The organism is Rhodococcus sp. 06-470-2, from assembly GCF_002258235.1.
Lineage (GTDB): Bacteria > Actinomycetota > Actinomycetes > Mycobacteriales > Mycobacteriaceae > Rhodococcoides.
On the sequence record NZ_NOYB01000011.1, the window covers coordinates 94,329 to 117,750 of the forward strand.

General features: G+C 66.1%; 18 protein-coding genes. 14 read left to right on the forward strand and 4 right to left on the reverse strand.

Features of this window, described 5'->3' with window-relative positions; translation table 11 throughout:
* Positions 1 to 6 precede the first annotated feature (6 nt).
* The 13 genes from CH276_RS07350 to CH276_RS07410 all read left to right on the forward strand — a co-directional run bounded on the left by CH276_RS07350 (position 7) and on the right by CH276_RS07410 (position 15,706).
* A complete protein-coding gene (locus tag CH276_RS07350; RefSeq protein WP_094631182.1) occupies positions 7 to 2,421 on the forward strand; it encodes an HAD-IC family P-type ATPase in 2,415 nt (804 codons plus the stop codon).
* Between the two features lie 40 nt (positions 2,422 to 2,461).
* Positions 2,462 to 2,650, forward strand: coding sequence for an antitoxin (locus CH276_RS07355; protein WP_032395803.1), 189 nt, complete (start codon positions 2,462 to 2,464; stop codon positions 2,648 to 2,650).
* Between the two features lie 78 nt (positions 2,651 to 2,728).
* Positions 2,729 to 4,357 carry a Na+/H+ antiporter gene (locus tag CH276_RS07360; RefSeq protein ID WP_032396264.1) on the forward strand — a complete coding sequence of 543 codons (1,629 nt, stop codon included), beginning with the start codon at positions 2,729 to 2,731 and terminating at the stop codon, positions 4,355 to 4,357.
* A gap of 13 nt (positions 4,358 to 4,370) precedes the next feature.
* Positions 4,371 to 5,552: an alpha/beta hydrolase gene (locus CH276_RS07365; RefSeq protein ID WP_094631183.1), complete on the forward strand. Its 1,182-nt coding sequence runs from the start codon at positions 4,371 to 4,373 to the stop codon at positions 5,550 to 5,552.
* Entirely contained in the window at positions 5,549 to 6,721 is a 1,173-nt protein-coding gene (locus tag CH276_RS07370; protein ID WP_032396262.1) for a sensor histidine kinase, read from the forward strand. The genes CH276_RS07365 and CH276_RS07370 overlap by 4 nt, the downstream gene beginning before the upstream one ends.
* Complete coding sequence (locus CH276_RS07375) at positions 6,718 to 7,521, forward strand: LytR/AlgR family response regulator transcription factor (RefSeq protein WP_094631184.1); 804 nt, start codon at positions 6,718 to 6,720, stop codon at positions 7,519 to 7,521. Before CH276_RS07370 ends, CH276_RS07375 begins: the two co-directional genes overlap by 4 nt.
* 13 nt (positions 7,522 to 7,534) lie before the next feature.
* Positions 7,535 to 7,894 (forward strand): hypothetical protein, encoded by a 360-nt coding sequence (locus tag CH276_RS07380; RefSeq protein ID WP_032395801.1) that lies wholly within the window; start codon positions 7,535 to 7,537, stop codon positions 7,892 to 7,894.
* Between the two features lie 6 nt (positions 7,895 to 7,900).
* Complete coding sequence (locus CH276_RS07385) at positions 7,901 to 9,643, forward strand: sodium/solute symporter (protein ID WP_094631185.1); 1,743 nt, start codon at positions 7,901 to 7,903, stop codon at positions 9,641 to 9,643.
* Between the two features lie 193 nt (positions 9,644 to 9,836).
* Positions 9,837 to 10,136 (forward strand): DUF485 domain-containing protein, encoded by a 300-nt coding sequence (locus tag CH276_RS07390; protein ID WP_037192167.1) that lies wholly within the window; start codon positions 9,837 to 9,839, stop codon positions 10,134 to 10,136.
* Positions 10,133 to 11,764: a solute symporter family protein gene (locus CH276_RS07395; protein WP_094631186.1), complete on the forward strand. Its 1,632-nt coding sequence runs from the start codon at positions 10,133 to 10,135 to the stop codon at positions 11,762 to 11,764. The genes CH276_RS07390 and CH276_RS07395 overlap by 4 nt, the downstream gene beginning before the upstream one ends.
* An 81-nt stretch (positions 11,765 to 11,845) precedes the next feature.
* The gene (locus tag CH276_RS07400; RefSeq protein ID WP_032395799.1) at positions 11,846 to 12,277 is read left to right on the forward strand and encodes a type II toxin-antitoxin system Rv0910 family toxin; all 432 of its coding nucleotides are present in this window, start codon (positions 11,846 to 11,848) and stop codon (positions 12,275 to 12,277) included.
* A 49-nt stretch (positions 12,278 to 12,326) separates the two neighbouring features.
* The gene (locus CH276_RS07405) at positions 12,327 to 13,958 is read left to right on the forward strand and encodes a substrate-binding domain-containing protein (RefSeq protein ID WP_094631187.1); all 1,632 of its coding nucleotides are present in this window, start codon (positions 12,327 to 12,329) and stop codon (positions 13,956 to 13,958) included.
* A 92-nt stretch (positions 13,959 to 14,050) separates the two neighbouring features.
* Positions 14,051 to 15,706 carry a VWA domain-containing protein gene (locus CH276_RS07410; protein WP_045200253.1) on the forward strand — a complete coding sequence of 552 codons (1,656 nt, stop codon included), beginning with the start codon at positions 14,051 to 14,053 and terminating at the stop codon, positions 15,704 to 15,706.
* Between the two features lies 1 nt (position 15,707).
* On the opposite strand, the gene CH276_RS07415 is transcribed toward CH276_RS07410, so the two are convergent.
* Both CH276_RS07415 and CH276_RS07420 read right to left on the reverse strand, forming a co-directional pair.
* Positions 15,708 to 16,445 carry an energy-coupling factor transporter transmembrane component T family protein gene (locus CH276_RS07415; protein ID WP_094631188.1) on the reverse strand — a complete coding sequence of 246 codons (738 nt, stop codon included), beginning with the start codon at positions 16,443 to 16,445 and terminating at the stop codon, positions 15,708 to 15,710.
* A complete protein-coding gene (locus tag CH276_RS07420; RefSeq protein ID WP_254924296.1) occupies positions 16,442 to 18,472 on the reverse strand; it encodes an ATP-binding cassette domain-containing protein in 2,031 nt (676 codons plus the stop codon). The genes CH276_RS07415 and CH276_RS07420 overlap by 4 nt, the downstream gene beginning before the upstream one ends.
* 39 nt (positions 18,473 to 18,511) lie before the next feature.
* Here CH276_RS07420 and CH276_RS07425 point away from each other — a divergent pair, with 39 nt between their 5' ends.
* Entirely contained in the window at positions 18,512 to 19,777 is a 1,266-nt protein-coding gene (locus CH276_RS07425; RefSeq protein ID WP_217901408.1) for an MFS transporter, read from the forward strand.
* A 27-nt stretch (positions 19,778 to 19,804) separates the two neighbouring features.
* On the opposite strand, the gene CH276_RS07430 is transcribed toward CH276_RS07425, so the two are convergent.
* Together CH276_RS07430 and CH276_RS07435 are read right to left on the reverse strand one after the other, a co-directional pair.
* A complete protein-coding gene (locus CH276_RS07430) occupies positions 19,805 to 21,190 on the reverse strand; it encodes a DEAD/DEAH box helicase (protein WP_045196538.1) in 1,386 nt (461 codons plus the stop codon).
* Positions 21,191 to 21,413: 223 nt separating this feature from the next.
* Complete coding sequence (locus CH276_RS07435) at positions 21,414 to 22,730, reverse strand: HNH endonuclease (RefSeq protein WP_094631281.1); 1,317 nt, start codon at positions 22,728 to 22,730, stop codon at positions 21,414 to 21,416.
* Between the last annotated feature and the right edge of the window lie 692 nt (positions 22,731 to 23,422).

Sequence of the window (23,422 nt, forward strand, 5' to 3'; positions counted from 1 at the left end):
GCACCCATGTCTATCGACGCCGATGCGCAGCGGGACGCCGGGCTGACCGAGGCGGACGTCGCCAGGCTCAGGGCCGAGGGAAAGTCGAACGACGTTCCGGCCCGAGCTTCTCGGTCGGTCCGCGACATCGTCCGTGGCAACGTCTTCACTCGCATCAACGCGATTCTGGGTGTGCTGTTGATCATCGTGCTGTCCACCGGTTCGGTGATCGACGGCATGTTCGGGCTGTTGATCGTCGCCAACAGTGGCATCGGCATCGTGCAGGAGATCCGCGCCAAGCGCACCCTGGATCGGTTGGCCATCGTGGGGCAGAACAAGCCCCAGGTTCGGCGCGACGGCGTCTCGAAGCAGATCCCGCCCGACGAGGTCGTACTCGGCGACATCGTCGAACTGGGTCCCGGTGATCAGATCGTCGTCGACGGTGAGGTGATCGAGACCGCGAGCCTCGAGGTCGACGAGTCGTTGCTCACCGGCGAGGCCGACACGGTGCACAAACTCGAAGCGGCGCAGGTGCTTTCGGGCAGCTTCGTCGTGTCGGGCAGCGGTGCGTACCGCGCGACGAAGGTCGGGCGTGACGCCTACGCGGCCAAGCTCGCCGAGGAGGCCAGCAAGTTCACGCTGGTCAAGTCCGAGTTGCGCAGCGGCATCGACAAGATCCTGAAATTCATCACCTACCTGATGATTCCGGCCGGTGCGCTGATCATCTACAACCAATTGTTCTCCAGCGGGCAGGCTTTGGGTCCTGCGCTCAACGGCATGGTCGCCGCGCTCGTCCCGATGGTCCCCGAGGGCCTGGTGCTGATGACGTCGATCGCCTTCGCGGTGGGTGTCATCAGGCTCGGTCAACGGCAGTGCCTGGTGCAGGAGCTGCCCGCGATCGAGGGACTCGCCCGCGTCGACGTGGTGTGCGCCGACAAGACCGGAACCCTCACCGAGAACGGGATGCGGCTGTCGGAGTTGGTGCTGATCGACGACGACCACTCCGGCTCGGTGACAAGTGCATTGGCGTCGCTCGCCCACGACGACCCGCGGCCCAACGCCAGCGTGCAGGCCGTGGGCGAGGCGTATCCCGACGCGCCGGGGTGGACGCAGACGGCCGTTGCGCCGTTCTCCTCGGCCAAGAAGTGGAGTGGACTGTCGTACGGCGAGCACGGGCATTGGTTGCTCGGTGCCCCGGACGTGCTGCTCGACGCCTCCTCCGACATCGCCCGTCGTGCCGAGGAGGCAGGCTCGCGTGGTCTACGGGTGTTGCTGCTCGCCAGCTCCGACCGCTCGGTCGACGACGGCGAAGCGCCCGGAGTCGTGACCCCGCGTGCACTGGTGATTCTCGAGCAGAAGGTGCGCGAGGATGCCCGAGACACGTTGGAGTACTTCGCCAGCCAGCACGTCCAGGTCAAGGTCATCTCCGGTGACAATGCCGTCTCGGTCGGCGCGGTCGCGGGATCGCTCGGCCTGCCCGGCGGCGACGCCCCGATCGACGCGCGCGATCTGCCCGAGGACTCCGAGAAACTGGCCGACACTCTCGCAAATTCCACCACCTTCGGCCGAGTCCGACCGGATCAGAAGCGGGCGATGGTAGGCGCGTTGCAATCTCGCGGCCACACGGTCGCGATGACCGGTGACGGTGTCAACGACGTGCTCGCGCTCAAGGACGCCGATATCGGTGTCTCGATGGGTTCGGGAAGCGCCGCCACCCGAGCCGTCGCGCAGATCGTGTTGTTGGACAACAAGTTCGCCACCCTGCCCTACGTGGTAGGGGAGGGGCGACGCGTCATCGGCAACATCGAACGCGTCTCCAATCTGTTCCTCACCAAGACGGTGTACTCGGTACTGCTGGCGTTCCTCATCGGGCTCTCGGGCGTGCTGTCGCAGATCTTCCACTTCGAGCCGATCCCGTATCCCTTCCTACCGCGGCACGTGACGATCGCAGCGTGGTTCACCATCGGCATCCCGGCCTTCGTGCTCTCGCTCGCGCCCAACAACGAGCGGGCGCGCAGTGGATTCGTCTCGCGGGTGATGCGGCTGGCCGTCCCGTCCGGATTGATCGTCGGCTCGTGCACGTTCGTCTCCTACCTGCTGGTCTATGCCGGCCCGAACGCCACCGAGACCCAGGTGACGCAGGCCAGTACCACCGCGCTGATCACCCTGATCATGATCGCGCTGTGGGTGTTGGCCGTCGTCGCGCGGCCTTACAACTGGTGGAAGATCGTGCTGCTCGGCGGGTCGGTCGGTGGCTACCTGCTGCTGTTCGCGATCCCGTTCTGCCGCACCTTCTTCAAACTCGATCCGTCCAATGTGGGAGCCACCACCAGTGCATTGATCATCGGCGGTATCGGAATCGCGCTCGTCGAGGTTGCCCATCGATTCGGATCGGCGCTGCGCAATCGAACATCACTACGCAACACGCAGTACAAAACGTAAGCTTCCGGATGTTCGATCATTCCAGCGACAGGAGACAGTCATGGGCTTCGCAGACAATCTGAAGGGCATCGTCGACAAGGGCAAGGATCTTGCGGCCGAGAACTCGGACAAGATCGACGACGTCGTGGAGAAGGCGGGGGACTTCATCGACAACAAGACCGGTGGCAAGTACTCCGATCAGATCGACAAGGTCCAGGAAGCAGCCAAGAAGGCCATTCCGGACAAGTAGGACCTTTCGGTCTCCTCGTGCAGGTGATCGTTGCCGTCGGTCGTGCCCCAGGGTGCGGCTGACGGCACAATCGTCGGGGTGGACGGACCGATTCTTCTTCTCGTAGTCATCTTCGCGATCGCAGTCGCCGGTTTCGCCAGGCGCATCGATCTGCAGGTTCCGCTGGTCCTGGTCACCGTCGGATCCATCGCCTCGTTCGTTCCCGGGGTCCCGCACGTCAGCCTGTCGCCGCAGCTGATCCTCGGCGTCGTGCTTCCGCCGCTGCTGTACTCCGCCGCGCTGGATTTCTCGTTCGTCAGCTTCCGACGCAATCTCGGCCAGATTCTCCGACTCGGTCTCGTCATGGTGATCGTGACGACATTGGTCGTCGGCTGGTTCGCCAATCTGTTGATCCCGGAGCTCACCCTCGGCGCGGCCCTGGTGCTCGGTGCCGTCGTGGCCCCGCCCGACGCGGTCTCCGCGATCGCCGTCGGGCGCAAGCTCGGTCTGCCCGCGCGGATGATGGCCATCCTCACCGGCGAGTCTCTGGTGAACGACGCGGCCGCGTTGACTCTGTTCACCCTGGCCGTGGCCTCGGTGACGGGCAGTCGGATCGAACTGGGCTCACCGGTGTTGTTCTTCCTGTACGAGATCGTGGGCGGCGTGTTGGTGGGGTTGGTGCTGGCGCGCATCGTGCGGTTCGTCCGCAATCGGATCGCGGATTCGGCGCTGGAAACCGTGCTCGGTCTGGTCCTGCCGTTCACCGCGTATCTGGCGGCCGAGGAAATCCACGCGTCGGGAGTTCTCGCCGTCGTCACCGCCGGTTTCGTGCTGGGGCGCGTCACCGCCGACGTCTCGGTGTCCACCCGCGTTCAGGAACGGCAGGTGTGGCCGACGCTGGATCTCCTGCTCGAGGCATTCGTGTTCGCCTACATGGGTTTACAGCTGAAGTTCGTCATCTCGGAGGTGCAGCGCGAAGGGTTGCCCGTCCACCATGTGTTCGCCTATGCGCTGCTGGTGCTGGTGGTGGTCATGGCCGTCCGACCAGCTTGGATCTTCGCCAATTCCGGCCGTAACATGCTGCTTCGCAAGCTGTTCCGGCGATCACCGTCAGGCGAAGCAGGTCTGACGTGGCAGCAGAACCTGGTGCTCTCCTGGGCGGGCATGCGCGGGGTGGTGACGCTTGCGGCGGCGGCCGGTGTACCGCTGACCACGGTGCTCGGCGACGAATTTCCCGGGCGGGCCGTGATTCAGGCGGTGGCCTTCGTCGTCGCGGTCGGTACGTTGCTGCTGCAGGGCCTGACGCTTCCGTTGTTGATCCGCCGCCTCGACGTCGCAGATCCACTCGAGCAGCAGCGCAACGACAATCAGCGGCTGCTGTCGCAGGCCATTGCCCGGACGGCGGCGGAGGACTACCTCCAGCGCGCGGCGAAGGACGGAATCGACGGAGTGGACAGCGAGCGCGTCGACGAGGTCATCCAGCGCGTCCGACGCTCCGTGCGCGCTCGGTTGGATGCCGACGAGACCGAGGATCGCGAGAAGCGGATCGCGGCGGCCGGGGCGTTGTTCGACTCGCTGCGACACAACGTCCTGGTCGCGCAGCGGGCGGCGCTCATCGCGGCCCGCGACTCGGGGGAGCTGGAGGACGAAGCTCTGCGGGCAGTGTTGAATGGCTTGGACGTGGAAGAAATTGCGGCCGAGGCTCGCATCGCACGACGCACACCGTAGGAGCGCAGAGACAGTGAGGTCGACCCGGCTGGTCGCCGCCGCGGCACTGGTGTTCGCCGTTGCTGCGTGCAGCACTCCTGCCGAGGATCCGGCCACACCCGCCCCGGTGTCGATCGCGGCACCCGTGGGCTCGGAGCGAGGCGCGATCGTGTCGTCGATGCTGCTGGGGCAGGTCGACATCGGTGTCGCCTATCTCGGCGGGACTGCCACCAAGGTCGTGTACCGCACCACCGACGGGGTCACCGGGGGCGGGACCGAGGCATCGGGAACGGTGTTCGTGCCCAAGGGTTCTGCTCCGCCCGGCGGCTGGCCGATCGTCTCCGTCGGGCACGGCACCACCGGTGTCACCGACGAGTGCGCACCCTCGCTCTATCCGAACCTGTTGGGCACCATCGGATTGGTGACGCCGTTCCTCGAACGCGGCACCGTGGTCGTGGTGACGGACTACCAGGGTCTCGGAACTCCGGGAGATCCCGCCTACCTCGACCGGGACGCCGCAGCGTACGACGTGATCGACGCGGTGCGCGCGGCCCGCAACGTGGTTCCCGACGTCGGCACCAGGTGGGGCGCAGTGGGCACCTCCCAAGGCGGACAAGCGGTCTGGGCGGCAGCCGAGCGCAGTGGCGACTACGGCGACGGTCTGCAACTGGTCGGTGCCGCGGCGCTGTCGCCCGCGGCCGATCTGACGCGGTTCTTCGCGCCCGAGACCGAGCAGACCGTGCCGCGTCAGCTGCTGGTGCCGTACCTGTACGAGGGTCTGCACGCCGCAGATCCGAGTGCCGAACGCGCGGACTACATCCGCGGCACGTTCGCCGACAACGTGACCGCGCTGACCGCCTGCAGTGACCTGCTCGGCTTCTCCAAGGCCGACGCCGGAGCCGTTCTCGATCCGGCCGACGCCCTCCCGGACTCCGCGGATGCATCGGATCGGATGACGCAGTGGCTCGAATCGGTTGCGGTACCGACTTCTCGCACCGAGGTACCGCTGCTGGTCCTGGTCGGTGAACGCGACGACCTCATCGATCCCCGATGGACCCGGGACGCGGTAGCCGAGGCCTGCGCGCTGGGCGACGACGTCGAGCTTCGCTCCGAACCGGAGCAGGGCCACGCCGAACTGGCCGCAAACGGCATCGGAGTCGACTGGCTCGTCGAACGCTTCCTGAACGTGCCCACCTCGACCACGTGCGCGCGATGACCGCGGCACTGGCGTCGATGGCGGTGATCGTGGCCGTGATCGTCTCGGTCATCGCGGTGATCAGCCTGCGCGGTCGACGGGACCTCACCACACCGGCCGAGCGAGCCGTCCACGCCACCCTGCACACCGCGTCGCTGGCGGCCAAGCCGTTGCGTGACGGTCTCGACACTCGTTCGGCCGCCGCGGCCGCGCCGCACCTGCGGGTACTGACCGGTGCGGACGCATTGGGAATCTGCGACCCCGACGGTTCCCTGCTGGCCTGGGACGGCCCGTGGGACGAGCTGACACCGGCCTTCGTCGAGGCGGCGAAGCGGGCGGTGGACGGGCAGCGGCGCGTCCTGGTGCGTCTGCCGCTCGGTTCGATCCACGAGGTCAGAGCGTTGGTGGTGCAGCCGTTGGTCGTCGACGAGTCTCCGGTGGTCGGGGTGTTGGGGGCAGCCGTGGTCGCCGAGCCGGGACCGGGCATGCTCGGGGCCATCGCCGAGGTTGCGCGTTACGCCTGCGGTCAGATCGAGCTCGCCGAACTCGACGCGTCTCGGGCGCGGTTGGACCGCGCCGAGGTACGGGCGCTGCGCGCACAGATCAGCCCGCACTTCATCTACAACGCACTCGGCACGATCGCCTCGTTCGTGCGCACCGACCCGGATCGAGCGCGTGAGCTGGTGCTCGAGTTCGCCGACTTCACCCGATACTCGTTCCGCAACGCAGGCGAGTTCACGGTGCTCGCGGACGAGCTACGCAACATCGATCGGTACCTGACGCTCGAACGGGCCCGCTTCGGTGATTCCCTCCAGGTCACCTTGCAGGTCGCGCCCGAGGTGTTGGGCGTCGCGCTGCCGTTTCTCGCGCTGCAGCCGCTCGTCGAGAACGCCGTCCGACACGGCCTGTCCGGCAAGGCCGACGGCGGCCGCGTGACGATCATCGCCGCCGACGAGGGCACCGACGCAGTGATCAGCATCGAGGACGACGGGGTGGGGATGGATCCGGACGTGCTGCGCTCGGGAAGCCTGCACACCGAGGACGCGGCCCATGTCGGATTGGCGAACGTGGACGATCGGCTGCGGGCGGCCTTCGGAAACGACTACGGTCTCGTAGTGGACACCGCACCGGGCGCAGGCACCAAAGTGAGCCTGCGGGTGCCGAAATTCAGGCCGGGTGTACGAGCATGACGCAGGCTGCCAACTCCGCCCCCGGCCGCGGGTTGATCGTTCTCGCCGTCGACGACGAGCGCCCGGCACTGGACGAACTCGCCTTTCTGCTGCGTCAGCAGGACACCGTCGCCGAGGTGTTCACCGCGCAGGACGCGACCACCGCGCTCCGCCAACTCAAACAGACCTCGGGGCAGAACGTGGTGGACGCGGTGTTCCTCGACATCAACATGCCCGGACTCGACGGGCTCGAACTGGCTGGCATCCTGTCGGCATTCGCGCGACCACCCGCCGTCGTGTTCGTCACCGCCCACGACGACCGGGCGCTGGCTGCCTTCGATCTCGGTGCCGTCGACTACCTGCTCAAGCCCTTGCGCGAGGATCGGCTCACCGAGGCGCTGCGCCGGGTGCTGCTCGCGCGGCGTCGACCCGCGGAGTCCGCGGACACCTCGGCCGACGAGGTCATTCCCGTCGAGCTCGGCGGAACCACCACATTGGTGCACCGATCGTCGGTGGCGTGGGTCGAGGCCGACGGCGACTACGCGAGATTGCACACCTCCAACGGCTCGCATCTGGTGCGGATCCCGATCTCGTCCCTCGAAAGTCGCTGGGCCGATGCCGGATTCCTGCGCGTGCACCGCTCCTACCTGGTCTCGCTGCGTCTGGTCACAGGGATCCGCAGCGTCGGTTCGGGACTGGTGGTGTGCCTGCGGGCCAGCGGAAACCTCGCGGCCTGCGAACTGCCGGTGAGCCGACGGCACGCGAGAGAGCTCAAGGACAGACTGGTCCGCGGTCCGCTGCAATCGTGGTCCACCCGGTGACGAGGATCGAGCGATGACCCAGCCACACCGACAGCGGGTGGTGCTCTCGCAACGTCGCGGCGCGCGGATGGTGCGCACCCGCGTCGAAGTGCAGGAGCAAACCGAAGTGGGCGACGCCCTGGTCCGCAGCCTGGTTCGCGCGCAGCTTCTGCTGTCGGTGCGCCTGGCGGTGATGACGCTGTCTATTCTGTTCGCAATTCCGTTGCTGGGCATGCTCCTCGCACGCTTCACCGACGTCGCGCCGTCCGGCATCGGTCTGCCGTGGTTGGTGTTGGGGGTGGCGATCTATCCGTTGCTGTTCGGTGTCGGCTGGGCGTACGTGCGCCGAGCCGAGCGCAACGAGACCGAATTCGTCGGCCTGGTCGAGGACTAGGCGCACGTGAACGGATCCATTCCGATCGCCACCGTGATCGCGCTGATCCTGGCGGCCGTGGCCACGGTGGGCATCGGCATCTACGGAGTTCGGCTGGCCCGCACCACCTCCGACTTCCTGGTGGCCTCGCGCACCGTCGGGCCGCGGTGGAATGCTGCTGCCATCAGCGGCGAATACCTATCGGCTGCATCGTTTCTCGGGGTTGCAGGGCTCATCGCGAAGTACGGAGCCGATGCGCTGTGGTACCCGGTCGGCTTCACCGCGGGATACCTGGGACTGCTGCTGTTCGTCGCGGCTCCACTGCGCAGAAGTGGCGCGTACACGGTGCCCGATTTCGTCGAATTCCGGCTCGGCGCACCATGGTTGCGGACCGTGGCGATGCTGGTGGTGGTGGTCATCTGTGCGCTGTATCTGGTGCCGCAGTTCCAGGGCGCAGGCCTGACACTGAACATTCTGCTCGGAGTGCCCGGCTGGGTCGGTGCCCTGGCGGTGGGGCTGATCGTGATCGCGAACGTCGTCGGCGGTGGCATGCGCTCGATCACCTTCGTCCAAGCGTTCCAGTACTGGCTCAAGCTCACCGCGATCGCGATCCCGGCACTGGTGCTGGCCGTGCACTTCTTCGCCGACGACCGCAGCGTCGGCAGTCCTGCCCCACCGACGGTGACCGAGCAAACCGTCGTCGACATCACCACCGATGTTCTCGTGCAGGTGGATTCGCCGATCGTCGTCGCCGTGACGGGAACCCTCGACGACGAAAGCGTCGACGGGCGAGTCCTGCTGGACGCAGGCGAACATCGGCTCGCCTCGGGCACGTCGTTGACGCTCGACGCCGGATCACCCGTTCCCGTCGTCGCAGGAGCGCCGACCACCGACCGGGCGTGGGCGATGCCGGGCGGGGGACTGGGCGGGGCCCACCCGCTGTATCAGGTGTACTCGCTGATCCTGGCCACGTTCCTCGGAACCCTCGGCCTGCCGCACGTGCTCGTGCGCTTCTACACCAACCCGGACGGTCGAGCGGCCAGACTGACCTCGCTCACCGTCCTGGCGTTGCTCGGCATGTTCTACCTGTTCCCGACGGTGCTCGGCGTCTTCGCCCGGCTGTACGTGCCGCAACTGCTCATCACCGGAGCATCCGACGCAGCGGTGCTGCTGCTGCCCGGCTCGGTGCTGTCCGGAATACCGGGACAACTACTGGCCGCACTGGTGGCCGCAGGTGCCATCGCGGCCTTCCTGTCGACCTCATCCGGACTACTGGTCAGCATCGCAGGAGTGCTCAGTACCGACGTCCTCTCGGGCAAGGTCCGAGACTTCCGCGTCGCCGCGATCCTCGCCGGAGCCGTGCCGTTGGCGCTGTCGATCGGCGTCGTCTCACTCGACCTCTCGCGCACCGTCGGACTCGTCTTCGCCGTCGCCGCGTCCACCCTGTGCCCACTGCTGGTGCTGGGAATCTGGTGGCGCGGACTCACCGCAGCCGGAGCGGCAACCGGACTGCTCCTCGGCGGCGGCATCTCACTCGTCGCCGCGTCGATCTCCGTCGTCACCCCCATCTCCGACGGCGTCTTGGGCGGCTGGGCGGCGGCGATCCTCGGCTACCCCGCCGCGGTCAGCGTCCCCGTCGCCTTCGCCTCGATGATCGCCGTCAGCCTCGCCACCCGAAGAACGATCCCGTCGGACATCTCCCGCATCTTCGCGCGACTGCACCTGCCGGAAGGCCTCGACATGGGCAAAGACCGAGAGCGCGAACTGTAGAGCCGCTCAACTGCCATTCTCGACCGCTCGTCGCACACTCCCGCAGCCCATCGTGTGATCGACACCACCTCCTGATTTTGTGACCTGACTCTCATTATTGTTCCGAGTCAGCTACAGCTCACATCAACTTCAGGAGTCCAAGGTGACCGCACCGGAAACCAATTCGCCACCGGACGCGCAAGCGTTCGTCGACATGCAGGCCAGTCCCGAGTTCCAGGAACTCCGGCGACGCCTGCGTAGCTTCGTGTTCCCGATGGCCGGGTTCTTCCTGGTCTGGTACGTCCTCTACGTGCTGCTGAGCACCTACGCGGTCGACTTCATGTCGACCAAGGTGTGGGGCAACATCAACATCGGCCTGCTGCTCGGCCTCGGCCAGTTCGTCACCACGTTCGCCATCACCGGCATCTACGTGAAGTTCGCCAACCGTGAACTCGATCCTCGCGCCGCAGCCTTGCGCGCCGAGATGGAAGCCTCCCAGGGAGCCAAGCGATGAATCTCGCGCAAGCAGCAAGCACCACCGTCGGCGAACCACTCGTCAACATCGCGATCTTCGGCGCGTTCGTCATCATCACGATGGCCGTCGTCATCCGCGCATCGAAGAAGAATGCGACCTCCGCGGAGTTCTTCACCGCAGGCGGCGGATTCTCCGGACCGCAGAACGGCGTTGCCATCGCCGGTGACTACCTCTCGGCCGCAAGCTTTCTCGGCATCGCCGGTGCCATCGCCGTCTACGGTTACGACGGCTTCCTGTACTCCATCGGCTTCCTCGTCGCCTGGCTCGTTGCACTGCTCCTCGTCGCCGAATTGCTCAGGAACACCGGCAAATTCACGATGGCGGATGTGCTGAGCTTCCGACTCAAGCAAGGACCGGTTCGTACCGCAGCTGCTCTGTCCACGCTGACGGTGTCACTGTTCTACCTGCTCGCACAGATGGCAGGTGCAGGCGGACTCGTCGCACTGCTGCTCGACATCTCCGACCGCACCGGGCAGTCCATCGTCATCGCCATCGTCGGTGTGCTGATGATCGCGTACGTGCTCATCGGCGGCATGAAGGGCACCACCTGGGTACAGATCATCAAGGCCGTTCTGCTCATCGCAGGTGCGGCGTTCATGACCGTTCTGGTTCTCGCCAAGTTCGGCCTGAACTTCTCCGAGCTGCTCGGCAGCGCACAGGCCATGGTGGCCGGATCGGCCAACGAGGCCGTGGCAGCACGTGACGTCATCGAGCCAGGCGCTCAGTACGGCGGAAGTGCCACCTCGAAGATCAACTTCCTCTCGCTCGGTATCGCACTCGTGCTCGGCACCGCGGGTCTGCCGCACGTGCTGATGCGCTTCTACACGGTGCCCACCGCCAAGGAAGCTCGTCGCAGCGTCGTGTGGGCCATCGCGCTCATCGGTGCGTTCTACCTGTTCACCCTGGTGCTCGGCTACGGTGCCGCAGCGATCGTCGGACCCGACCGCATCCTGGCCTCGGCCGGCGGTCAGAACTCCGCAGCTCCGCTGTTGGCTTTCGAACTCGGCGGCGTCATTCTGCTCGGCGTCATCTCGGCGGTCGCCTTCGCGACCATCCTGGCCGTGGTCGCCGGATTGACGATCACCGCGTCGGCGTCGTTCGCTCACGACATCTATGCGAGCGTCATCAAGAAGGGCAAGGTCGACGACAAGAAGCAGGTCAAGGTCTCGCGCATCACCGCCGTCGTCATCGGCCTGCTCGCCATCGGCCTCGGCATCCTCGCCAACGGGCAGAACATCGCCTTCCTGGTGGCACTCGCGTTCGCCGTCGCTGCGGCCGCGAACCTGCCGACCATCCTGTACTCGCTGTTCTGGCGTCGCTTCACCACCACCGGCGCACTGTTCAGCATGTACGGCGGTCTGATCTCGACGATCGTGCTGATCGTCTTCTCCCCGGCCGTCTCCGGATCGCCGACGTCGATGATTCCCGGCTCGGACTTCGCCTGGTTCCCGTTGTCCAACCCCGGCATCGTCTCGATCCCGTTGGCATTCATCCTCGGCATCGTCGGAACCCTGATCTCGAAGGACACCGAGAGCACCGAAAAGCAGGCCGAGATGGAGGTTCGCTCCCTCACCGGTATCGGTGCGGAGAAGGCCAGCGCTCACTGACCGATCCAGGCTCCATCGAAAGTGCCCGTGTGAGCAAGGCCTCACACGGGCATTTTTCGTTCAACGGTTACCATCCCTGCTGTGGCCAAGCTGAAGGTTTCCCTCGACGTCCCGCTGACCCCCGAGCAGACGTGGGCGCACGCGTCCGATCTGTCCGGCTACGAGCAGTGGCTCTCCATCCACGAAGCGTGGCGCGGTGAGCTGCCCGAGCAGCTGGCCGTCGGCACCACCCTGGACTCCGTCGCCAGCGTGAAGGGCATGCGCAACCGCGTGTCCTGGAAGATCGAGTCCTACGACCCGCCCAAGAAGCTCGAGCTCAAGGGCAACGGCAAGGGCGGGGTCAAGATCGGTCTGAACATGTCCGTGAAATCCAAGGGTGACGGTTCCGAGATCACCATCGACATCAACCTCGGCGGTGCGCCGTTGTTCGGTCCGATCGGCTCCGGCGTCGCGCGCGCTCTCAAGGGCGACATCGAGAACTCGTTGAAGACGTTCGTCAAGATCTACGCCTGACGGGGCAGGAGTGGAACCTGTGGAACGACCGTTGAAGTAGGAGCGCGCCATGCCCGGTAGACACAGTGCCCCGTCGTCCACCTCGCGCAGTAGGGGCATGGCCAAGTACGGCATCGTGGCCGTTGTTCTGTTGCTGGTTCTCGGCGGCGGAGTGTTCGTCGGTCTGAAGGCCTTCGGTTCCGAGTGCGGTGATCCCGAGGCCTTGTCGCTTGCCGCGGATCCGGCGATCGCACCCGTGTTGCAGCAGATCGTCGACAACACCTCGTCGGAGGAGTTGGGTTGTACAGCCGTCGAGGTCACCGCCACCGAGTCGGGTCAAGTCTCGGCCGCGGTGGCCAAGGGCGACGACGTGCCCTCGCTCTGGGTTCCCGATTCGTCACTGTGGATCGGCAAGACGGTGCGGTCCACTGCGTCGTTGATCGACTTGGCGAGTCAATCGGTGGCGGCTACCCCCGCCGTGCTCGCGGCACGCAAGGACGAGGTGCCGTTCTTCGACACCTGGCTCACTGCCTTGAAGCTCGAAGGTCTGCGCATCGGTAATCCGTTGGCCAACACCACGTCCGACGCGGCCATCCTGGGCGCGGTGGCAGAGGCCGGATCGGACGAGACCGCGCTCGACTCGGTCTCGGCGGCGCTCGTCCCCATCGCTCAGGCTCAGGCCGCCACTCGCGGCGAGGCCGATCCGACGGTGCGCCTCGACGATCTGGTCGCCGACGGGGGAGTCGCGGTGGTGTCCGAGCAGGCCTACCTGGACTACCAGCAGGACAAGAACGTCGAACTCGGCGCGACGGCTCCGCCGACCGGTGCCTTCTTCCTGAACTTTCCGCTGGCGGTGACCGAACCCGCGGGCGATCGACACGAGACCGCGAAGTCCATCGGGACGGCACTGGCCACGGCCATTCAATCCGAACAGGGGCAGCAGGCTCTGTCCGACGCAGGGTTCCGCTCCGCAGACATGGCCCCGCTCGATTCCGATCGCGGGATCGGGGACGTCACGCCCCTGACGATTGCCGATCAACAGGCCGCCGAATCGACGTTGCGTCAGTACCAGATCTTGGCGCTCCCGTCGCGGGCGTTGGTGATGGAGGATGTCTCCGGATCGATGAACTACAGCGCCGGGGCGAATTCACGTATCGCCATGACGGTGCAGGCCAGTGAGACCGGAAATCGGCTGTTCCCCGACAACGCGTCGATGGGGTTGTGGGCGTTCTCGATCGGACTCGGCGGTGGCGATCAGGACTACCGTGAGCTGGCACCGATCCGGCGAATGGACGAGCAGGTCGGCAACACCACTCAGCGTGAGGTGCTGTTGCAGCAGACCCGAACGCTGCCGTCCCTGGTCGGGGGTGGTACCGGGTTGTACGACACCACGTTGGCCGCGTTCCGCACCGTGCAGCAGGGCTACGACCCCGATGCGGTGAACAGCGTCATCATCCTCACCGACGGCACCAACGAGGACCCCGACAGCATCTCGCTCGACGAGCTGCTGTCGACTCTGCGAGCCGAACAGGACCCGTCCAAGCCGGTCGTCATCGTCACCATCGGAATCACCGACGATGCGGATGCCGGTGTACTGCAACAAATTTCGGCAGTCACGGGCGGTACGAGCTTCGTCGCACGAAATCCTGCGGAGATCCCCAACGTGTTCGTCAATGCGCTCAGAAGTCGCTCCGGTCGCTGAGGAGGCTACTATGCTGTGCGTCGCGTCACTTCTGAGTGTGCGTGCGGTTGCATTCGTGAGTGCAGCTGGGGGCCGAGCAGGGGGTTGCATCGATGTCGGGACGTCACAGCGGTAGTCCGCGCCGGTTCGGTTCGGCCGCGACCTGGTCGGTGCTCGCGCTGGTGGCAGTCGTCGTCGTGGTCGGCAGTTGGTTCGGAGTGCAGGCCGTACGCGCATCCGGTGCGGACACCTGCGATTCCCTCGACACGGTCTCGCTGGCGGTGGACATGTCGATCGCCGAACCGGTGCAGCAGATCGTCTCGCAGGCAGGCGAGGTCGAGCGCGGTTGCGTGAACTTCGAGGTCCGCCCCGAACGCCCCACCGATACGGCCACCGAAATCGCCGGAACCGATGACGAGCGTCCGGATCTGTGGATCCCGGATTCGACGCTGTGGCTGCTCAAGACCCTGCGCTCGACCGGGGCACTTCCCGAGCTGGCCAAGGCCTCGGTCGCGAACACGCTGCCGGTCCTGGTCTCGAAATCCGATGCCGTGCCGGTGACCGATACCTGGCTCAGCGTGCTCCAACTTCCCGGTCAACGCATCGGTGATCCCCTGACCAGCAGCGCCTCTAATGCCGCGATCCTCGGTGCACTGGCCGAATCCGAGGTGGCCATCTCCGACGCCAAGGCCGTGTCGGCGGCACTGGTGCCCATGGCGCAGGACTTCGGACGGATCGCGGACGCCCCACACGACACCCCGGATCTGGTGGCCCAGGTGGCCACGGACGGCGGCACCAGCGTGGCCACCGAGCAGGCGCTGCTGGCGTACGAGGCCGACAATCCGGGATCGGAGTTGACCGAGTCGGTTCCGCCGACCGGGAGCTACTTCCTCAACTACCCACTGGCCGTCACGGCACCGGCCGGACCCGAGTACGACCGCGTGAAGAAGGCAGGAGCGGCGTTGGCCTCGGTGCTCGCCACTACGTCGGCCACCGACACCTTGGTCGCAGCCGGGTTCCGAACGTCGAGTGGCACACCATTACCCGACGGCCGAGGCGTCGGATCGGTGGCGTCGCTCGAGATCAAGAACCCGCTGTCCATCGAAACGACATTGCGAGACTGGGCCGTCCTGGCGCTGCCGCTGCGCACGCTCGTGGTCGAGGACGTCTCGGGTTCGATGGCCGCGAAGTCGGGCGACTCGACACGTATCGCACTCACCGTCGACGCATCCGTCGGTGCCAACTCGCTGTTCAGCGACCAGACGGAAATGGGCCTCTGGGCATTCTCGATCGGCCTCGGTGGCGGAAAACAGGACTACCGCGAGCTGGTGCCGATGGGCAAGGCCGACGGTACCTTCAACGGAAAGTCGCAGCGCGACGCCATTCTCGATTCGATCCGAGGTCTTCCAGCTCTCGTCGGAGGCGGAACAGGGCTCTACGACACCACCTTGGCTGCGTTCCGGCGGGTCAAGGAGGGATACGACCCCGATTACGTCAACAGCGTCATCATCCTGACCGACGGAGCCAACGAAGACGAGGGCAGTATCTCCCTCGATCAGCTGCTGGCAACGCTGCAGAAGGAACAGGATCCGGTGCGGCCCATCGTGATCATCACCGTCGGCGTCACCGGTGACGCGGATCCTGTTGCACTGCAACAGATCTCGGCTGCGACAGGCGGAACGAGTTACGTGGCGGAGGATCCCCGAGACATCCCGGACGTGTTCGTCAAGGCCTTGAACTCGCGCACCGAGCGTCTCGCGGGCGGGTAGCTCAGCTCCACAGGACACTGATCGCGATGGCTGTGGCGCACGCGAGAGTCACCACGGTCAGCGTCACCGCGTCGGAGGCCTTGAACCGTGCCTCGGTGGCGGTGATCATTCCGGTGCCTCCGCGGGCGGTGATGGCCCCACCCATTTCGTCGGCCCGTCTGATGGCAACCGACATCACCGTCGTGACGATGTCGACCAGGGAATTGTCCGAGGCGCTGTTGACGACCGGCTTGGGGCGCAGGCGTCGAGCCGCGTTCAGGGTGCGCATCTCTTCGATCAGCAGCGGAAGCGACCGCAGGCTCAGAGCCACGGCGACGGCCCACTCGTCGACCGGCAACTTCAGCTTCTTCAGCGGCGTGCCCAGTTTGGAGACCGCAGGTGCGATGTCGCTCATCGAGGTGGTCCAGCCGATCATCATCGATGCGCCGAGCAGGACGAAGATGAAGAGCGTCGCGCGCAGATACACCAGTACTGCTGCGCCTCCGATCGGCAGGTTGATCAGTGCTCCGACACCGAACAGCGCCCAGATCCACCACGGTGGACGCGGCACTGCGGTGATCGGGACGTGCGCGACGATCGCGGCGACGACCAACAGTGCGAACACGATCCCGAGGGCGGGCCACGTCGGTGCCACGACGAGAGTGATGCTCAGCAGCAGTACCGCGACGAGTTTGGTGCCGGCCCACAGGCGGTGGATCGGTGAGAATCGTGGGACCTGACGCAGTACGACGGTGGTCACGAGTGCACGCTCCCCAGGATCGAATCGGAGACGATGTGGCCGTCGGCCATCGTGATGGTGCGGCTGCAGACGGTGTCCATTCCGTCCACGTCGTGCGAGATCACGACGATGGCGACTCCGCGATCGCGTAGTCCGGCGAGAACACCGATGATGTCGTCGCGTCCGGGAGGGTCGAGCCCGGCCAGTGGCTCGTCGAGAACCAGCATTCGAGGTCGACGCGCAATGAGCCCCGCCAACACGACGCGTCGCATCTGACCACCACTGAGCGAATCGATGTCGCGAGCGGCCAACGATCTGTCCAGGCCGACGGCGTCCATCGCGGCCGACACTGTGGCAGAGCCTGTTTCGGGGCCGGCGGCGGCCGCGATGTCCTCGGAGACGGTGCGCCGCTGCAACTGCAGGCGGGAGTGCTGAAACGCGAGCCCGACATCGCCGACGCGTGAGGTCATCGCCTTGCCGCCGAGCTGGGCGGTGCCGCCGGTCGGGCCGGTGAGGCCGGCCATGATCCAGGCCAGTGTGGATTTGCCCGAACCGTTGCCACCGAGAACAAGCACACCCTCACCACGTTTGACGGTGATGTCGACGCCGTTCAGTGCTACCTGCGCCCAGGGGGTGCGGCGGTTGTACGTGTGCTCGACCCCGCTCAGTTCGAGGAGTCGTTCACTCGAATTATCGTGCAGCGCAGCCGGATTGTCCGTTCGAGCGTGCATCCAGGCGGTGTCGTACTGCACCTGGTAGCCCTCGTGCAGATGTACGACTCGGTCCGCGGCGACGGTCTCCGAGACGTGGTGGGTGACGAGCACGACCGACATCTCGTGCCTGCGTGGTAGTTCGGCGAGGAGCGAGACCAGATATTCGCGCCCGGAGGCGTCGATCATCGCGGTTGCCTCGTCCGCGATGAGTAGTGCCGGACGGCGAGCGAGTGCGGCGGCGACGGCCAGTCGCTGCATTTCGCCGCCGGACAGGGAGGCAGTGTCGCGCGCCCCCATGCCGCCGAGGCCGACCTCGTCGAGCAGGGCCTCCACGTCGGGGCGTGAGTCGCCGGGAGGCAGTCCCCACACCACGTCGTCGGCGACGCGGGTGCCGAGGATCTGGCTTTCGGGGCGTTGCAGCACCACCGCGGTGCCGCCGTACCGTCCGAGACCGGTCGAGCCGGGCCTGTCCACGGTTCCCTCCGACGGTTCGAGGCCGGCGAGGATCCGGGTCAGCGTCGATTTGCCGGAACCGTTGTGGCCGACGATCGCCACGAATTCGCCGGTCTCGATGCGGAGGTCGACGCCGGTCAGTGCGGACGTCGTGCTTCCCGGGTAGCGGAATCCCACCGCGGTGAGCGTGACCGGCAGCGGCCCGATCTCGTCGTCGGTGCTGGGGGCCAGCGGCTCGGGGGTGGGAATGGTGGAGAGCCGGTCGAGGATCGCGGTGAGAATGAGCCATGCGAACAGCGTTCCGGTGACGATGCCGAAGGCGATCGATCCGCCTGCCCACCACCACCAGTTGTCGAGCACGGTCGTGGAGCCGGTGCGGATCACGTCGGCAACGCCTTGCAGTGCCGATGTGCGCTCGAGCAGTCGTGAAATGCCCTCGAACGTGTTGCGGAGAGTCTCGAGGAACAGCTCTCGCAGCGGAACAAGGATGAGGAGCATCAGCACGGTCAACGCTCCGAGTGCCGGCCCGACGACCATCGAGGTGACGAGAACGCCGAACAGTCCTTGCTTCTTGCGCTTGGCCCGCCCGACCAGGCCGCCCAGTAGAGCGGCGCTGGCGACGGTGATGGCCGTCTGGGTGCCGGCCGCGACGAATCCGACGAGGGTGCCGGCGACCGCGGAGGTGACCAGTGCGCGCGTTCGATACCGGAGCGCGACCACCGACATGGGAATCGCCGCGACGACCTGAAGGATCGCCGCCATCGGCACCAACACACCGATCACCGTCAGGGCGACGGTGAAGCTGCTCATGACGGCAGCGGTCGCCATCTCCTGCGGACCGAGGGGCCCTGACTTGGTCGTGTGGGAAGAGCTGACGGTCACCGCTCCAGTGTGCCAGCCGACAAGGCGCACAATGTCACCGTGACTTCCGAGATCAGGACGCGCAGGCGGATTCACCCGGCCTGGATCGTTGCCGCCGTGGCATTCCTCGCTCTGGTCGGCGCAGCGGGCTTCCGGGCGGCACCGAGCGTGCTGATGGTGCCGCTGCAGGACGAGTTCGGCTGGCCGCGGTCGATGCTGTCGCTGGCTGTGGGTGTGAACCTCGTGCTGTTCGGATTGACTGCGCCGTTCGCTGCGGCCCTGATGGAACGGTTCGGAATCCGTGCGGTGACATCGATGGCGTTGATCGTCGTGGCGGCAGGCAGCGCTCTGAGTGTGTTCGTGACCCAGGCATGGCAGTTGGTACTGACCTGGGGCGTCATGATCGGCCTGGGTACCGGATCGATGGCCCTCGTCTTCGCGGCGGTGGTGACCAATCGGTGGTTCGTGCAGCGGCGTGGGCTCGTGTCGGGAATCCTGACGGCAGGCAGTGCGACGGGGCAGCTGATCTTTCTGCCCCTGATCGCTCAGCTCGTCGACAGGTCCGGCTGGCGCGCCGCCTCGTTCCTCATCGCAGGCGGGTCGCTGATCGTGGTGCCCTTCGTCCTGCGGTGGCTGCGCAACATGCCGGCGGACATCGGCGTGACCCCCTACGGAGCGCCGGAGGATTACACAGCGGTCGTCGTGGAGTCGACGGTGAACCCCGCCAAGGCCGCGATACAGGCGTTGCGCGACGCGAGCCGGGTCCGAACCTTCTGGGCTCTGGTGGTGGGCTTCGCGATCTGTGGGGCAACGACCAACGGCCTCATCGGAACTCACTTCATCCCGTCGGCGCACGACCACGGAATGCACGAGACCACCGCAGCGGGCCTGCTGGCGGTGGTCGGGATCTTCGACATCGTCGGAACGATCGCATCGGGGTGGCTGACCGACCGCGTCGACCCGCGCTACCTGTTGGCGGCGTACTACGGATTTCGCGGCGTGTCGTTGCTGTTCCTGCCGTGGTTGCTGTCCGCGACCATCCAGCCGTCGATCGTCATCTTCGTGGTGATCTACGGATTGGATTGGGTGGCAACGGTTCCGCCCACTATTGCGCTGTGTCGCGAGGTGTTCGGCGACCGAGGCTCGCTGGTGTTCGGCTGGGTGTTCGCCTCACATCAGATCGGTGCCGGCATCGCGTCGGTCGTCGCAGGCGTCGTGCGGGACGCGACCGGTGAGTACACGATGGCGTGGTTCGGCGCAGCTGGTCTCTGCGCGGTTGCGGCGGTGGTGAGTGTGAGAACAGCGAAGCGCGGAAAGCCCTCGTAGGGAGGACTTTCCGCGCTCAGGCCGAAATCAGCGGCTGCGCTGGCTCGTGGCCGGTCCTGCTGCGCGACGGCTGTGGCCACCACCACCGCTGCGCGGCTGTCCACCACTGCGGGGCTGTCCACCACTGCGGGGCTGACCACCACTGCGGGCCGGGCCGCCGCGTCGCGCGTTGTTGCTGTTGCGGGGATTCGCGGTGCGAGCCGGTGCCTGCTCGGCCTTCGGCGCGGGCTGGACGTAACGAGCCTGCTCGCCGACGAGGTTCGCCACGGCGGGCGAGTCGGCGGTGACGCGAATGGGCGTGACCTTGATGTCGGCCTTGCGCAGCAGTACTGCGGTGTCCTTGCGCTGCTCGGGCAGAACGACGGTCACGACGTCTCCGGCGCTTCCCGCGCGTGCCGTGCGGCCGGAACGGTGCAGGTACGCCTTGTGCTCGGCCGGGGGATCGACGTGGACGACGAGCTGGACGTCGTCGACGTGAACGCCGCGAGCTGCGACGTCGGTGGCGACGAGGACGCGAGCCTCGCCGGAGGAGAACGCGGCGAGGTTGCGGTCGCGTGCGGCCTGAGAGAGGTTGCCGTGCAGGTCGACGGACGGGATTCCGGCGTCGGTGAGCTGCTTGGCGAGCTTGCGGGCCTGGTGCTTGGTGCGCATGAACAGGATGCGGCGTCCGGTGCCGGAGGCGAGCTGGTGGACCAGCTTCTTCTTGGCTTCGACGCCGTCGACCTCGAACACGCTGTGCGTCATGGCCTCGACGTGCGAGGTGGCCTCGTCGACGGAGTGCGTGATCTGGTTGTGCAGGAAGCGCTTGACCAGCTTGTCGACGCCGTTGTCCAGGGTCGCGGAGAACAGCATGCGCTGGCCCTTGTCCGGGGTGGCAGCGAGGATGCGGGTGACGACGGGCAGGAACCCGAGGTCGGCCATGTGGTCGGCCTCGTCGAGGACGGTGATCTGAACGCCGTCGAGGGTGAGGTGACGCTGCTTCATCAAATCTTCGAGCCGACCGGGGCAGGCGACGACGATGTCGACTCCACCCTTGAGCGCGGAGACCTGACGGACCTGCGAGACACCGCCGAAGATCGTGGTGACCTTCAGCGAGTACGCGGAGGCGAGGGGTTCGATCGCGACGGCGATCTGGGTGGCGAGCTCACGCGTCGGCGCGAGGATCAGGCCACGGGGGCGGCCGGGCTTCCGGTTACCGGGGAGCTGGCCGGCGAGTCGAGCGACCATCGGGATGGAGAAGGCGAGTGTTTTGCCGCTGCCGGTCTTTCCGCGTCCGAGCACGTCGCGTCCCTGCAATGTGTCGGGAAGGGTGTCGGCCTGGATGGGGAATGCCTCGGTCTTGCCCTGGCTCGCGAGTACATCCGCGATGGCCTGGGGTACGCCGAGTGCAGCAAAAGTCTGTGGGGTCGTCATAGTGATGAAAAGTGCCTTTCGGGCAGGGTGTTGCACCTGCGGGCCTTCGGGCCGAGATGCAAGGTGGCGAGACTGCCGGTGGGCAGTTTCGATCGCCGTAAGAGAAGCCTGTGCTGGGTGCACATGGAGGTTCGGGAGCATTCCACGACGTCTGGCGTGCAGCTGGGCGCGCCGTTGACGAGTGTAACCGAGTCGGTGCTCGGTATCTTCCCGCCGCGACCTGTCATGCGGCGTCGTCGTCGAACAGACCGGTGATGATCACGTTCTCGATTCTCGAGTTGTAGACCTCGACCACCGGGATCGGCGGCGCGCTCGAGTCATAGGTCTGCCCGGTGGGTGAGATGAGCCGGTAGCGATGTCGAGCGCCCCGTTTGTCTCGTAGGGCCTCGGCCGTCCAGCCCTCGCCCTCTTTCGCGTAATTGCATGCGGCACAAAGGCCTGCGCCGTTCTCGGCGCTCGTTCTGCCGCCTGTGGAGTGGGGTCTGATGTGGTCGTGGTGACGGATGGGCGCGTCGCACCACGGAGTGCGGCAGGTGCGATCTCGCAGATCGATGAGGCGTCCCAGCGCGGTCGGAAATGCGCGTGATGTGGACTCGACAGCCGTCAATGCGCCGGACGTCGGATGCGCGTAGAGGCGACGCAATGCGACGTGCGTCTCACTGTCGAGTGTGTGTCGGATGAGTTGCCGGGCGACGTCGGACGGAATGTCGCCATAGCCGTGCACGTACGCGGACGTGGGACCGCCGGCCAGGAGGGCGGCGTCGGCGATGACGATGTCGACGGTCACCGGCGGGCCCTGTGCGGCGGCTGCGCCGGTGACACGCTCGAACACGAGGTCGGCCATGATCTGGTCGCGGGTCCGTGTCTCACCGCCTGAGTTGACGATGGTGTCGGCGTCTCGTCGCAAGGTCGCCCACATGCAGACCATCTTCTCCATCGAGGTGAGGACCGTGAAGAAGCCCATCGATTCGGGGGCTGGCCGGGTGCTCGTGCGGCGGGCGGCGTAGGCCTTGGCGCGTCGTTTCACCTGGGAGGCGGCGTCGAGTTCGTTGGCCAGGGCGCGGGCGCGGCCCTCGATGGTGCGGTCACCGGCACCGGCCAGTGTGGCGGGGTCCGCGCACAGTCGTTCGTCGATGGTGCGGCGGTCGTCGACGGTGAGGCATGCGGTTTCGCGGGCGAGGATCATGGCGCGCCACTCGTTGAGTTCTCCGGCTTTCAGGCGAGCCAGGGTGTGCGGCATTTCGTGCACCAGAGCGCGAGCGAGGCCCAGATGAGTGCCGCCGCGGTTCGGGGATTCGCGTCGGGCCAGACCGATCTGTGACGCAATACCTATGCGCCACTGAGCTTTAGGCTTGCCGCGCTCGCGGCGTTCTTTGCTGATGGTCGTCGCCACGGCGTCGGTCACGATGGCTTGAACGGCCACGCTGGCGCACTTGATCGTCTCGAGGGCGGAGATCAGATCGATGCCCGCTGCCGCGTCGACATCGAACTCCGATGACTGAAGGCGCGCAACGAACCGCAGCACTTCATCGGACGTCAACGGCAAATCTTGTACAGCTGTGACCACGAGTTCCTCCCCAGTACTCGAATGCATGTTCGATAGTATGTGAACTTCACGCTAAGCGCAACCAGAATTCCCGGTGTCTGGAGAGGTCGAACTTGGTCAGAGGTCGACCGTGGAGGTGGCCTTTAGTCCATTGACTGCTGACGTGCACGAAAGTCCGACAATCCCCGCGTAGTCACGTGCCGATCCGGCACCGGCTCCCGCCGCCGGATTGCATTCAACGAGCTTGGCCCCTGTCGGGGAGCATCTCAGCGGATTGGGGTGCGTATGTGGAGCGCAGCCTGGATCGCGATGAGGAACTGATCGAATACTGTTGCTGTGCAGTTGGATCGGTGAGTGATCAAGAAGGCTGCGGTGTGTAGGGCGCATCGGCCGGCGACCTTGTCGATGCTGGCTGGCCACCGAAGGCGACGCGTAGCCGCCGCACAGCGCTTCGCATGGCGCAGTCACACACGCAAAGCCCACACCACAGACATACCGCGCCGTTCGGTCCGGCCTGCCCACCGCCAGGCGGCCAAGTGATGGGGCAGGGGCGTCGACAATTGGTGGCTTTGTGCGGAAGGAGCCGACACGACATTCGATGCGCGGTACCTAGGACCCTGGGATTCCCAAGTTGCGCAAGTCCGCCGCAAGGTGTCGATAGACGGATGGCTGGCCAGCTACTTACG

What these genes read in the sequence shown, in the direction of transcription:
- CH276_RS07430 (WP_045196538.1), bottom strand. Translation starts at nt 21,190, where the DNA reads ATGACGACCCCACAGACTTTTGCTGCACTCGGCGTACCCCAGGCCATC.
- CH276_RS07390 (WP_037192167.1), top strand. Translation starts at nt 9,837, where the DNA reads ATGCAGGCCAGTCCCGAGTTCCAGGAACTCCGGCGACGCCTGCGTAGC.
- CH276_RS07370 (WP_032396262.1), top strand. Translation starts at nt 5,549, where the DNA reads ATGACCGCGGCACTGGCGTCGATGGCGGTGATCGTGGCCGTGATCGTC.
- CH276_RS07350 (WP_094631182.1), top strand. Translation starts at nt 7, where the DNA reads ATGTCTATCGACGCCGATGCGCAGCGGGACGCCGGGCTGACCGAGGCG.
- CH276_RS07355 (WP_032395803.1), top strand. Translation starts at nt 2,462, where the DNA reads ATGGGCTTCGCAGACAATCTGAAGGGCATCGTCGACAAGGGCAAGGAT.
- CH276_RS07395 (WP_094631186.1), top strand. Translation starts at nt 10,133, where the DNA reads ATGAATCTCGCGCAAGCAGCAAGCACCACCGTCGGCGAACCACTCGTC.
- CH276_RS07375 (WP_094631184.1), top strand. Translation starts at nt 6,718, where the DNA reads ATGACGCAGGCTGCCAACTCCGCCCCCGGCCGCGGGTTGATCGTTCTC.
- CH276_RS07380 (WP_032395801.1), top strand. Translation starts at nt 7,535, where the DNA reads ATGACCCAGCCACACCGACAGCGGGTGGTGCTCTCGCAACGTCGCGGC.
- CH276_RS07410 (WP_045200253.1), top strand. Translation starts at nt 14,051, where the DNA reads ATGTCGGGACGTCACAGCGGTAGTCCGCGCCGGTTCGGTTCGGCCGCG.
- CH276_RS07405 (WP_094631187.1), top strand. Translation starts at nt 12,327, where the DNA reads ATGCCCGGTAGACACAGTGCCCCGTCGTCCACCTCGCGCAGTAGGGGC.